At 71.7% G+C, this 12,695-nt stretch carries 9 protein-coding genes and 5 tRNA genes; 4 read left to right on the forward strand and 10 right to left on the reverse strand.

The window, feature by feature from the left end:
• Nucleotides 1-134 precede the first annotated feature (134 nt).
• The 10 genes from Q5694_RS16365 to Q5694_RS16410 form a co-directional block, all read right to left on the reverse strand.
• Nucleotides 135-207, reverse strand: a tRNA-Glu gene (locus tag Q5694_RS16365).
• 28 nt (nucleotides 208-235) lie between these two features.
• Nucleotides 236-307 (reverse strand) — tRNA-Gln (locus Q5694_RS16370).
• 20 nt (nucleotides 308-327) lie between these two features.
• A tRNA-Glu gene (locus Q5694_RS16375) sits at nucleotides 328-400 on the reverse strand.
• A gap of 47 nt (nucleotides 401-447) precedes the next feature.
• Nucleotides 448-520, reverse strand: a tRNA-Glu gene (locus Q5694_RS16380).
• 21 nt (nucleotides 521-541) lie between these two features.
• Nucleotides 542-613, reverse strand: a tRNA-Gln gene (locus Q5694_RS16385).
• Nucleotides 614-703: 90 nt separating this feature from the next.
• Nucleotides 704-1,435: an HAD family hydrolase gene (locus Q5694_RS16390; protein WP_333933762.1), complete on the reverse strand. Its 732-nt coding sequence runs from the start codon at nucleotides 1,433-1,435 to the stop codon at nucleotides 704-706.
• Between the two features lie 29 nt (nucleotides 1,436-1,464).
• A complete protein-coding gene (locus Q5694_RS16395) occupies nucleotides 1,465-3,678 on the reverse strand; it encodes a FlgD immunoglobulin-like domain containing protein (RefSeq protein WP_333933763.1) in 2,214 nt (737 codons plus the stop codon).
• Between the two features lie 173 nt (nucleotides 3,679-3,851).
• On the reverse strand, nucleotides 3,852-5,375 hold the full coding sequence (gene gltX, locus Q5694_RS16400) for a glutamate--tRNA ligase (protein ID WP_333933764.1): 1,524 nt from the start codon (nucleotides 5,373-5,375) through the stop codon (nucleotides 3,852-3,854).
• A complete protein-coding gene (locus Q5694_RS16405) occupies nucleotides 5,368-6,144 on the reverse strand; it encodes a fumarylacetoacetate hydrolase family protein (RefSeq protein WP_311685458.1) in 777 nt (258 codons plus the stop codon). Before Q5694_RS16405 ends, gltX begins: the two co-directional genes overlap by 8 nt.
• Before the next feature lie 192 nt (nucleotides 6,145-6,336).
• Entirely contained in the window at nucleotides 6,337-6,528 is a 192-nt protein-coding gene (locus tag Q5694_RS16410) for a hypothetical protein (RefSeq protein ID WP_333934093.1), read from the reverse strand.
• A gap of 604 nt (nucleotides 6,529-7,132) precedes the next feature.
• Between Q5694_RS16410 and Q5694_RS16415 the strand changes: the two genes are divergently transcribed.
• The 4 genes from Q5694_RS16415 to Q5694_RS16430 all read left to right on the forward strand — a co-directional run bounded on the left by Q5694_RS16415 (nucleotide 7,133) and on the right by Q5694_RS16430 (nucleotide 12,389).
• Nucleotides 7,133-10,903, forward strand: coding sequence for a sensor histidine kinase (locus Q5694_RS16415; RefSeq protein ID WP_333933765.1), 3,771 nt, complete (start codon nucleotides 7,133-7,135; stop codon nucleotides 10,901-10,903).
• 9 nt (nucleotides 10,904-10,912) lie between these two features.
• Complete coding sequence (locus Q5694_RS16420; protein ID WP_030851929.1) at nucleotides 10,913-11,326, forward strand: roadblock/LC7 domain-containing protein; 414 nt, start codon at nucleotides 10,913-10,915, stop codon at nucleotides 11,324-11,326.
• 111 nt (nucleotides 11,327-11,437) lie between these two features.
• A complete protein-coding gene (locus Q5694_RS16425; protein ID WP_159535968.1) occupies nucleotides 11,438-11,833 on the forward strand; it encodes a DUF742 domain-containing protein in 396 nt (131 codons plus the stop codon).
• A complete protein-coding gene (locus tag Q5694_RS16430) occupies nucleotides 11,814-12,389 on the forward strand; it encodes a GTP-binding protein (RefSeq protein WP_020271455.1) in 576 nt (191 codons plus the stop codon). Before Q5694_RS16425 ends, Q5694_RS16430 begins: the two co-directional genes overlap by 20 nt.
• The last annotated feature ends 306 nt before the right edge of the window (nucleotides 12,390-12,695 follow it).

The following is a 12,695-nucleotide window of genomic DNA, read 5'->3' on the forward strand; positions in this document are numbered from 1 at the left end:
CCTCGGCGCAGCGCCGGACGGAGGCGGTACCGTCGCCGCCTGCGGGCCGTCGCTGGGTGATCGCGCAGTTCCCCGCGCTCCTTGGGGTCGGACACGAGAAGGCCCCCCACCGAAGTGGAGGGCCTTTCACTGTGTACCCCCGACCGGATTCGAACCGGCGCTACCGCCTTGAGAGGGCGGCGTGCTAGGCCGCTACACAACGGGGGCCTGGACACTGCGTTTCCGCAGGTCCGAGCTGGTCTACCTGGACTCGAACCAAGACTAACTGAACCAGAATCAGTCGTGCTGCCAATTACACCATAGACCAATGTGGTTTAGACCAGTCAGTACCCCCGACCGGATTCGAACCGGCGCTACCGCCTTGAGAGGGCGGCGTGCTAGGCCGCTACACAACGGGGGCCCTAGCAGTCCCGGGACGATCGTCGATCTGCCGATCTCCGGAACCAGTACCCCCGACCGGATTCGAACCGGCGCTACTGCCTTGAGAGGGCAGCGTGCTAGGCCGCTACACAACGGGGGCTTTGCAGATGAGCTCTGCGAGCTGGCCTACCTGGACTCGAACCAAGACTAACTGAACCAGAATCAGTCGTGCTGCCAATTACACCATAGGCCACTGGAACGCAAGCCCCTGGGGGGATCGTGTTCTAGCTGTGCGCCTGGGGTTCCGGCCTTCCGGCCCGCTCCCCGCGGCGCAGGAAGAACATTACCCGAAGGTGGACGGGGCTCCAAAACGAGTATCCGCACCCAGCACTGAGGGCAGTTCGGCCAGGGAGGCGATGCGGTGCGGTCCGGCGGGAGGGTCGATCGTGGCGTACCGGCCGCCGCGGTCGATCCACACCGACAGCAGCCCGGCGTCGGCGGCGCCCCGGCCGTCGATCTCCGGGTGGTCGCCGACGTAGGCCACCTCCTGCGGCGGCAGGGCCAGGGCCTCGCAGGCGGCGAGGAACGCGCCCGCCTCGGGTTTGGAGACCCCCAGCTCGGCCGCGCACAGGATGCTCTCGAAGCGGTCGTGGACGCCGAGGGCGCGCAGCTTGCGGTCCTGGACGTGCAGGCTGGAGTTGGAGAGCACCGCGTGCCGGTGGGTGGCGGAGAGGGCGTCGAGGACGGGCAGGACGTCCGGGAAGAGGGACCAGGCGGCCTCGTAGTGGGTGATGTAGCGCTGGAACCAGGCGTCGGCCTCGTCGTCGGTCAGCTCCCGGTCCAGGAACACCCGTACACGGTCGCGGCGCTGGGCCTCGAAGGTGGCCTCGCCTGCGGCGAAGCGGGCCCACTGCCGGTCGGTGATGTCCCGCCAGTGCTCCAGGGCCTGCTCGGCGGTGCCGTAGTCGTCGAGCAGGCCCTCGGCCAGGAGGTGGGCGCGCATGCCGATGCGATCGGCGCTGGTGTAGTCGAAGAGGGTGTCGTCGACGTCCCAGACCACGGCTCGGATGCTCATGCCCCGACCGTACCCACCCCGGAGTGCCTTCAGCCCAGGGTCATGGTGCCGGTGAGGGTGAGGTCCGGGCCCCGGCCGTCGCGGGGGTGCGCGGTGAGCTTCCAGGTGTGGGTGCCGGGCCGGGCCGTGCCACCGGTGCCGGTGCCGCCGTCCCAGGCGGGGCGCACGGCGGCCGCGGTGGAGGCGCCGGTCAGCGTGCGGACGACCTCGCCGGAGGCGTCGGTGAGGGTGAGGGTCCAGGTGGAGGGCTTGTTGAGCTGCCACACCGGGGTCCACGGGGACGCCCTGCCGATCACGGGCGGCGAGTACACCTGCGCCTCCATCTGCGCCAGGGGCGAGGTGGGCACGCCGCTCGGGAGGATCGACACCTCACCGTGGGTGTCGTCGAGACGGGCGATGTGCCCGCCGAAGCGGTCGACGGCCCAGCGGCCGTTGCTGCCGCCGGTGTTCCGGTCCGTGGCGGGCAGCCCGGTCAGGGTGCGGGTGGTGGCCGTGCCGGTGTGGAAGTCGGTGAGCAGCAGCTCGTGGGTGGCGCGGTTCTCGCGGAGCAGGAAGCCGTCGGCGAGGCGGGCCGGACCCAGGTCGGCCGGGACCGTGATCCTGCGGTTCGTGGCACGGTCGAGGACTCCGGCCGTGCCGCCGCAGGTCCAGTAGAGCCAGGTGTTGACGGCCTGGAGGTCCGTGGGGGTGCAGGGAGCGCCGGTGGTGACGGTGGCGGTCGTGCCGGTCTTGAGGTTGCGGCCGGTGACCGTGCCCTGGGTGCCGCCCGGGGTCCACAGCGTCTGGCCCCAGACCGCGGCGGCGGTGCGGTCGCGGGTGAGCACGGTCGTGCCGCCGGTGGCGCCGCGCGGGAAGTCGACGACCCGCTGCTTGCCGGAGCCGCCGTTGTGGAGCACGTACCGGCCGGTGCCGCCGGCGATGCGGCCGCCGGAGTCGCCGTCCGTGGTCGCGTCGAGGAGGGTGGTGGCGTCGGGGCCGGTGCTCACCACGGACTCCTCACCGCCGGCGCCGGTGTGCAGGTGGCCGACCCGGCCGTCGCCCAGGGCCTCCATCTGCGGGCAGGCGGCGTCGCCGCCGAGGCAGGTGGGGGCGGGCAGAGCCGGACTGCGCGGAGTCTGGGGTCCGGTGGGCCGGCCGGTGGCGTCCAGCTGGAAGCCGCTGTAGCGCAGCGAGGCACCCGGCGTGGCGCCGTGCAGGAGCAACTCGCCGCCTGCGAGGGCCAGTCCCTGCACGGCGATCGCGCCGGCGGGGACCCGGGCCGCCCGGGTGGTGGTGAGGTCCCCGTCGTCGTCGAGGCGGATGCGGTGGATGTTCCAGTCGAGGCTGGAGGGACCCGCGGTGGCCAGGGCACCGCCGTCCAGGGTCGGGCCGATGCCGCCGAACGACGAGGGAAGCACGGTGCCGGTGGCGCCGGTGGCGAGGTCGCGGGCGGTCAGGGCCGCCTCGGTGCCGCCCGGGACGAAGTCCGGGTTGCCGAGCAGGAGCCGGTCGCCCACGACCGCCTCGGGGTGCCCGCCGGTCCCGGTGAGGGCGGTGGGCTCGGTGCCGGGCTCGGAGTCCACCCGGATCGCCTGCCGGTCGGCGACGAGCCAGCGGTCGTTGAAGGCGACCTCCGGGACGGGCTCGTCGCCGGTGACGTAGGTGCGGAAGGTGCCGTCGGCGAGGTCGGCCAGGCCCACGGAGGTCGTGCCGTCCAGCACGTGGACGATCGCCAGGCGGGTGACCGAGCCGCCGGCGCGGTACTGGACGGGGCGGGCGCCCGCGGGGAAGCCGGTGACCGGGATGTCCGTGGTGCCGGTGCCGTCGGCGCGCAGGACGTGCAGGGCACCCGTGGAGTCCAGGGTCAGCACGCTCCAGCCGACGGCGGCCCGGTAGGCCTGGCCGGAGGGGACGGTGACGGTGGCGCTCACTCCGGTGGAGCGGTGCTTCTGCACGACCTTCTGCCCGTCGCGCGTGGTCATGACGTCGGTGCCGCTCGCCAGGTCGTCCGGGCCGGCGTGGGCGGGCGGGACCGTGCCGGGGTGGTCCACCGTGGTGACCGAGGTGGTCCCGGCCCGGTACTGGAAGCCGGAGGCCCCGGCCCAGGGGTAGTCGACGGTCACCCGCTTCTCCGTGACGAGCCGCACCGTGCCGACGGGGTCACCCGTCGCCGGAGCGGCCTGCGCGGGCGCGGCAAGGACGGAGCAGGACAGGGCCAGCGCCCCGCCCGCGGCCACATGGACGAGTCTTCGTGAACGGCTCAAGTCCCTCTCCCCCTGCACCTGGGCGCACACGCGCATCGTGGGCACAGGGGCATCCAACGTCCCGCCTGCGGACGGGAGTCGGCCGGAACGGTGAACTCCGGGTGACGGCCGGGCGGACACGGCGAGGGCGGCGCCCGAAGCGGGCGCCGCCCTCGTGGGGTCGTGCTCGGGCGTTACGCGGCCAGCTTGGCCAGCGCCGCGTCGATGCGGGCCAGGGTCGTCTCCTTGCCCAGGATCTCCAGGGACTCGAAGAGCGGCAGGCCGACCGTGCGGCCGGTGACGGCGACCCGGACGGGGGCCTGGGCCTTGCCCAGCTTGAGGCCGTGGGCCTCACCGGCGGCCAGGACGGCCTCCTTCAGCGACTCGGCGGAGGTCCAGTCGGCCGCTTCCAGCTTCTCGCGGGCGGTGCGCAGCAGGGCGTCCGAGCCCTCCTTCATGGCCTTGTTCCAGGAGGCCTCGTCCTCGGCCGGCTCCGGCAGGAACAGGAAGTCGACGTTGTCGGTGATCTCCGACAGGACCTTCAGCCGGGTCTGCGCGTGCGGCGCGACGGCCTGCCACTTCGCCTCGTCGAAGGCCTCCGGGGCCCAGGGGGCGAACGGCGCCTGCAGCCACGGGCGGCAGCGCTCGGTGAAGTCCTTCACGTCCAGCATGCGGATGTGGTCGCCGTTGATCGCCTCGCACTTCTTGAGGTCGAAGCGCGCCGGGTTCGGGTTCACGTCGGAGACGTCGAACGCGGCGACCATCTCGTCGATGGTGAAGACGTCCTGGTCGGCCGAGAGGGACCAGCCGAGCAGCGAGAGGTAGTTGAGCAGGCCCTCGGGCAGGAAGCCGCGCTCCCGGTAGAGGTTCAGGCTGGACTGCGGGTCGCGCTTGGAGAGCTTCTTGTTGCCCTCGCCCATCACGTACGGCAGGTGGCCGAAGGCGGGGATCTCCTTGGCGACGCCCAGCTCGATCAGCGCCTTGTACAGGGCGATCTGGCGCGGCGTGGAGGAGAGCAGGTCCTCGCCGCGCAGGACGTGGGTGATCTCCATCAGGGCGTCGTCGACCGGGTTGACCAGCGTGTACAGCGGGGCGCCGTTGGCGCGGACGATGCCGTAGTCCGGGACGTTCTCCGCGGTGAAGGTCAGCTCGCCGCGGACCAGGTCGGTGAAGGTGATCGTCTCGTCGGGCATCCGGAAGCGGACGATCGGCTCGCGGCCCTGGGCCCGGTACTCCTCGACCTGGGCGGCGGTCAGCTCCCGGCAGTGGCCGTCGTAGCCGGAGGGCCTGCCGGCGGCGCGGGCGGCCTCGCGGCGGGTGTCCAGCTCCTCCTGGGAGCAGTAGCAGTGGTAGGCGTGGCCGGCGTCGAGCAGCTTGGCCGCGACGTCCTTGTACAGGTCCATGCGCTGCGACTGGCGGTACGGCGCGTGCGGGCCGCCGACCTCGGGGCCCTCGTCCCAGTCGAAGCCCAGCCAGCGCATCGCGTCGAGCAGCTGGGTGTACGACTCCTCGGAGTCGCGGGCCGCGTCGGTGTCCTCGATGCGGAAGACCAGGGTGCCGCCGTGGTGCTTGGCGAACGCCCAGTTGAACAGGGCGGTGCGCACCAGGCCCACGTGGGGGTTACCGGTGGGCGAGGGGCAGAAACGGACGCGTGGGGGTACCCCCTGTCCGAGCGGGTTCGAGGACTTGGGGGAGGGAGTGCCGGGTGCGCTAGCCACGCTTGACAACCTTGTTGGTGAGAGTGCCGATGCCTTCGATGGTGACGGCGACCTCGTCGCCGACGTTCAGGGGGCCGACCCCAGCCGGGGTGCCCGTGAGGATCACGTCGCCGGGGAGCAGCGTCATGGCCTCGGAGATGTTGACGATCAGGTCCTCGACCGAGTGGATCATCTCGCTGGTGCGGCCGAGCTGGCGCTGCTGCCCGTTCACCGTGAGCTGGATGGTCAGGTCGGAGGGGTCGAGGTCGGTCTCCACCCAGGGGCCGAGCGGGCAGGCCGTGTCGAAGCCCTTGGCCCGGGCCCACTGCTTCTCGCGCTTCTGCACGTCGCGGGCGGTGATGTCGTTGGCGCAGGTGTAGCCGAAGATCACGTCCTTGACGCGCTCGCGCGGGACCTCGCGGCACATCCGGCCGATGACCACGGCCAGCTCGGCCTCGTGGTGCACCTCCTGGGAGAAGGAGGGGTACTGGATCTCGTCGCCGGGGCCGATCACGGACGTGGACGGCTTGAAGAAGGCGAAGGGGGCCTCGGGCACCTCGTTGCCCAGCTCGCGCGCGTGCTCCGCGTAGTTGCGGCCGAAGGCCACGACCTTGTTGGGCAGCACCGGCGGCAGCAGCCTCACCTTGCCGACCGGCACCTTCGTGCCGGACAGCTCGTAGTCCGCGAACGGGATGCCCTTGATGATGTCCAGGACGAGCTCGTCCTGCTTCTCACCCTCGATGGCGCCGAAGGCGACGTTCCCGTCGATGGAGAATCTGGCGATGCGCACGGGATGCTTGGCCCCTTGACTGACGGCTGGAGTCTGACGCTCCAGGCTAACGCGGGGAGGGCGCCGCGCCCCGCGCACATCGACGCGACGCCGTGCGTGCACAAGGGGCGCCCCCGGTGTGGGGGGCGCCCCTTCGTGGTCCGTCTTCCGGCGCCGTGAGCATCCGGCGGCCGGCGTGCGTACTCCCTGGTGTCACTCGGCGGCCGCGCCGGCCGCCACGGGGATCTCCATGAGGACGGTGCGCTTGGGGTTGGCGGTCTGGGTCGGGAGTTCGACGGGGTGCTCCGGCTGCTCCGGCGTCTGCAGTTCGGCGGCGCCGTCGAGGTGCGCCAGCGTCGTGCGCCGCGGGTTGGCGATCTTGTGGAACATCGTCGTCGTCTTCACTGTTTACTTGACCCTGTCCTGTGACGGGCGCCGGAGAGGCGCGTACACGCCCCACGCGAGCGCGGGTTGTCGGTTTTGCCATGTCTGTAAAGCGTCAGGCTAAACATCGGATTCCCGGCTCAACCGTCGGAGGCTCAGGTTCAGCGTGTGAGTTTGCTCACCAGTTGGGGGGCGAATCGGTCAATACGGACTGCCACCCCAGGGCGACGAAGCGGACATTGACTCACTGAAGCCACCATTCCGCTCCTGATCATGGCGACTGGGACACGGGCGACGGCTCGGCGACTCGCGGGCATACGCCCGAAATGGGGGAACTCCCTTTCTACGTCCGGTGATCCGCCCCTCACGTGGTGTCACCTAAGTCACGGCTCGGCCTACGGGCCTTGTTGGAGATCCTGTGCTGTGCTGGAATCTCACGGACCGCCGCAGGATCGAGCCGGCGCACAGGGGGCGCACAGACGCGCCGCGTGGCGGGTGAGAAGGGGGAGCCAGCGCCGGTCACTCACGACCACCACGGGGGCGTATTTCAGGGCGTCCCCAGAACGCCGACACCGTGCTCCGCCGTTCACACGACGGGGTGCCTGGTCCAGAGGTTGCGACGCTAGTGCAGGGACGTTTCAAGAGGGATGGCAACGCTTCGGCGGAGCCGGAGCCGCACGGCGGGACTGGCCCCATGAATGGCGGCCCCTCGCCCCAGCACGCCCAGAACCCGGGCCCGGCGGGCGACGGCGGTGACCGCCCCGGGCGTCCCGGGGCGCCGGCCGCTTCACCGGCGGCGGGCCCGGCCGCGTCGCTGAAGCCGCCGACGGGTCCCACCGGCCCCGGTCCGCGAATAGCCCTGCGCAACTGGCGCATCTCCACCCGCCTGGTGTCGCTGCTCGCGCTGCCGGTGGTCGCGGCCACCTCGCTCGGCGCCCTGCGCATCAACCAGTCCATGGACGACATCCAGCAGCTCGACAACATGAAGCTGCTGACGGACATGACCAAGCAGGCCACCGAGCTGTCCGCCGCCCTCCAGGAGGAGCGCGACCAGTCGGCCGGCCCGCTGGCGCACGGCGGCAAGGCCACCGACTTCACGGTCAAGGGCCTGCGCGAGAAGACCGACCGGGCGCTCAAGAACTTCCTCGACAGCTCCGAGGAGATCGACAGCGCCAGCAAGGACGGCAACCTCAGGGGCGTCCGCGAGTACCTCATCCAGCTCGCCGGCGAGCTGGGCGACCTGGAGCAGATCCGCAAGGGCGCCTACGAGACCGAGGGCAACTCCACGCAGACGGTCGAGGCCTACCACCGTCTGATCGAGAACCTGATCGACCTCTCCCAGGACATGGCCGAGGCGACCAGCAACCCGGACATGATCCAGCGCACGCGTGCGCTCGCGGCGTTCTCCTCCGCCAAGGAGTACTCCTCGATCCAGCGTGCGGCCCTCGCCGCCGCGCTGCCCGCCAGCAACACCACGACCGGCAAGCTCTCCTCCAACGACCGGCTCTACGCCGAGTCGGCCCTGGAGAGCCAGAAGTCCGAGATCCGCAGCTTCAAGAGCATCTACGGCGAGGAGGCCGCCGCCGAGCTGCTGAAGCCGATCGAGGACGGCGGCAACAGCACGATCAAGGCCACCGACACGTACGCGGGCCGCGTACTGGTGTCCGCGAGCGGTCTGGCCCAGCAGGACAAGCGGTCCTACCGCGACTGGCTGGACGACAGCTCCACCAAGATCCAGCAGATGAAGAACATCGAGCACACGCTGCTCGAGGAGATGGAGCAGAAGGCCCGCGAGCTGCGCAGCGCCACCGAGCGCGACGCGATCATCTCCGGTGCCCTGATCCTGATCGTGCTCGGTGTGTCGCTGGTCGGCGCCTTCGTCGTGGCCCGCTCCATGATCCGCTCGCTGCGGCGCCTGGAGGACACCGCCACCAAGGTCGCCTCCGACCGCCTGCCCGAGCTGGTCAAGCAGCTGTCCGAGTCCGACCCGCAGGACGTCGACACGTCCGTGGAGTCGGTCGGCGTGCACTCCCGCGACGAGATCGGCCGGGTGGCCGCGGCCTTCGACGACGTGCACCGCGAGGCGGTCCGCCTCGCCGCCGAGCAGGCCCTGCTGCGGGGCAACGTCAACGCGATGTTCACCAACCTCTCGCGCCGCTCCCAGGGCCTCATCCAGCGCCAGCTCTCGCTGATCTCCGAGCTGGAGTCCCGCGAGGCCGACCCGGACCAGCTGTCCTCGCTGTTCAAGCTCGACCACCTCGCCACCCGCATGCGCCGTAACGGCGAGAACCTCCTCGTCCTCGCGGGTGAGGAGCCCGGCCGCCGGTGGACCCGCCCGGTCCCGCTGGTCGACGTGCTCCGCGCCGCCGCGTCCGAGGTGGAGCAGTACGAGCGCATCGAGCTGGCCTCCGTGCCGACCACCGAGGTCGCCGGACGGGTCGTCAACGACCTCGTGCACCTGCTCGCCGAGCTGCTGGAGAACGCGACATCGTTCTCCTCCCCGCAGACGAAGGTGAAGGTCACCGGTCACGCCCTGCCCGACGGACGGGTGCTGATCGAGATCCACGACACCGGCATCGGCCTGTCGCCCGAGGACCTGGCGGCGATCAACGAACGCCTCGCCTCTCCCCCGACGGTGGACGTGTCCGTCTCCCGCCGCATGGGTCTGTTCGTGGTCGGCCGGCTGTCCCAGCGCCACGGCATCCGCATCCAGCTCCGCCCCTCCGACTCCGGTGGTACGACCGCGCTGGTCATGCTGCCCGTCGACGTCGCCCAGGGCGGCAAGAAGCCCCAGCCCAAGCAGGGCGGCCAGCCGCCGGCCGGCGGTGGCGGTCCGGCCGCCGCGCAGGCGGCGGCGGGCGCGGCCGCGGCCCGGCGGGCCGCCGGTGCCGGCCAGGGCGCCGGTGCCTCCGGTATCGCGGGTGCCTTCGGTGGCAATGGCGGCCGGCCGGCCGTCGGCCAGGGCGCGCGCGCCGCGCTGCCCGGTCGGGACGGCGACGCCGGCCGCCCGGCCGGTCCGGGTGCCCCGCGCGGACCGCAGGGCCAGGGCACCTCCATGTTCGAGCAGGGCCGTCCGAACCAGGCCCCGGCCGGTGCCGGCTTCGGCCAGGCCCCGGGCGCCCCGCAGGGCCTGCAGGCCGCGGGCTCCGGCGGGTCGCAGGGCCAGGACGCCTTCGGCGGCGGCCGCGGCCGGTCGCAGCAGGGCGGCGACGCCGAGCAGGGCAAGGGCCGCGGCCGTGGCCGTGGCCGCCGGCCGCAGCTGCCGCCGCGCGGCGGTGGTGCGCGTGCCGAGCTGCCCGGTGGCGACGCCCAGCAGCAGCGTCAGCAGCCGAGCTGGAGCGACGAGAACGCCCAGCCGCCGGTGCCGCGCGCCTCGCTGGACGCCCCGCGCGGGCACGAGGACGCGGACGGCCCGCGTACGGCCGCCCTGCCGCGGATCGACGACCGGCAGGGTCCGGGGGCCACGGCCGAGATCCCGGCCGTGCCGCGCGACGCCGGCCGGCAGAACCCCGGCGGACCCGCCGACTACGGCACCCCGCAGCAGCAGGACCCCTACGCCCACGGCGGGAACGCCCAGCAGGGACCGGGCCAGTTCGTCCGCCCGGACGTGTTCGGCACGCAGACCGGCCGCCGCGAGGCGACGCCCGCGCCCGGTCAGTACCAGGTCCCGCAGCAGTCGTACGACAACGGCTCGACGGGCCAGTACCCGGCGCCGCAGGCCCCGCAGGCCTACGACAACGGCTCGGCCGGGCAGTACCAGGTGCCCCACCAGGGCAACGGCGTGGGCCGGCCGACCCTCCCGGGTCCGGCCACCCCGGCCGACCCGGCGGGCACGGGCCAGTTCGAGCGTCCGCAGGTCGACGGCGGCCGGAACGGTGCCGACTTCGGCGCCCCGCGCCCGCCCGCCCCGCAGACCCGGCCCGTTCCGCACGAGCCCGAGGCCCTGCCGCCGGCGACCGGCCCGGGCGACGGCCGTACGCCGTTGTACGACACGCTGGAGACCAACTGGTTCCACGGGCAGCAGGAGCAGCAGAACAACGGCTCCGCTCCGGCCGCCCCGCAAGCACCGCAGCAGCCCACCGGCCCGCAGCGGTCCGCCTCCGCGGGCTGGCGCACCTCGCCCAATGACGACCTCGTCCGCCAGGCCGAGCGCGTCCGCCAGCCCGCCGCCGGCGGCATCACCACCTCCGGCCTGCCGCGCCGGGTGCCCCGGGCCAACCTCGTCCCGGGCACGGCGCAGCAGCAGACCCACCAGAGCGGCCCGCAGGTCTCGCGCGCACCCGATGACGTGCGCGGCCGGCTGACCAATCTCCGTCGGGGAATCGCACAGGGTCGTCAGGCCGGGTCCACCCAGACCGGCAGCCACCCACGGCCCACTCACCAGCAGGAGCGTTAGTTGAGTCCGATGAGCCAGGCGGCACAGAACCTGAACTGGTTGATCACCAACTTCGTGGACAACACCCCCGGGGTGTCCCACACCGTCGTCGTGTCCGCCGACGGCCTCCTCCTGGCGATGTCGGAGGGCTTCCCGCGCGACCGCGCGGACCAGCTCGCGGCCGTCGCCTCGGGGCTGACGTCCCTGACGGCGGGCGCCTCCCGGATCTTCGAGGGCGGGGAGGTGGCGCAGACGGTCGTGGAGATGGAGCGGGGGTTCCTCTTCCTGATGTCCGTCTCCGACGGCTCGTCCCTGGCCGTCCTGGCGCACCCCGAGTGCGACATCGGCCTCGTCGGCTACGAGATGGCGCTCCTGGTTGACCGCGCGGGCGCGGTCCTCACCCCGGACCTGCGAGCCGAGCTCCAAGGCAGTCTGCTCCACTGATCGGCCCCGGCACCACCCGTCTCACCACATCACCGTCCGGCCGCCACATCCCCCACACAGGCCTCTCCAGACGGCTCGACCGACCGACTTGCTGTCCCGCCCGGAGGACTCATGACCCCGCCCACCGCCTCTCATGATCCGTACGCGGAGCCGTACGAGGACGAGGGCGACCAGCCACTGGTAAGGCCGTACGCCATGACCGGTGGCCGGACCCGGCCGCGCTACCAGTTGGCCATCGAGGCACTGATCAGTACGACGGCGGACCCCGCCGCGCTCATGGGGCTGCTTCCCGAGCACCAGCGCATCTGCCACCTCTGCCGTGAGGTGAAGTCGGTCGCGGAGGTCTCGGCCCTGCTCAACATGCCGCTGGGCGTGGCCCGGATCCTGGTCGCGGACCTCGCCGAGGCCGGTCTCGTCGCGATCCACCAGCCCGGCGGCGACGAGACCACCGGCGCACCGGACGTGACACTGCTCGAAAGGGTGCTCAGTGGACTTCGCAAGCTCTGACGCGGGTCGTTCCACCACCTCCGCGAAGATCGTGGTGGCGGGCGGCTTCGGCGTGGGCAAGACCACGTTCGTCGGCGCCGTCTCGGAGATCAACCCGCTGCGCACGGAGGCCGTCATGACCTCCGCGAGCGCGGGCATCGACGACCTGACCCACACCGGGGACAAGACCACCACCACGGTGGCCATGGACTTCGGCCGTATCACCCTGGACCAGGACCTGATCCTGTACCTGTTCGGTACGCCGGGCCAGGACCGCTTCTGGTTCATGTGGGACGACCTGGTGCGCGGCGCCATCGGCGCCGTGGTCCTGGTGGACACCCGGCGGCTGGCGGACTGCTTCCCGGCCGTGGACTACTTCGAGAACAGCGGCCTGCCGTTCGTCATCGCGCTCAACGGCTTCGACGGCCAGCAGCCCTACACCCCGGACGAGGTGCGCGAGGCGCTGCAGATCGGGCCGGACACGCCCATCATCACGACGGACGCGCGGCATCGAGCCGATGCGAAGAGTGCCCTGATCACGCTGGTCGAGCACGCTTTGATGGCACGGCTGAGGTAGCACTCAAATCAAAAGCGACATACGGCAGTTGTCGTAGATGCACCGGAGCCGGCTGTGTCCTTTGACACGGTCGGCCAAGGTGTTCATAACGTTTCGGCAGAGGAATCGGGTGGTACCGCCACTCGACGCGCACACCCGGTCTCGCTGCGCGCACAACCGCCCCGCCTTTTGGCGGGGCTCGCTCTTTATGACCGTTTTATCTGGGCCTTACATCACGGGGATTCGCCGCCTCGGACTGTTTGGAAGAGCGCAGGTCGTCGTGCTGGAATGCCTGAACTGCCCAATAGTCAATGACGTACTCGTCCG

Origin of the sequence: Streptomyces sp. AHA2, from assembly GCF_036857595.1 — a bacterium.
Taxonomy (GTDB): Bacteria; Actinomycetota; Actinomycetes; order Streptomycetales; family Streptomycetaceae; genus Streptomyces.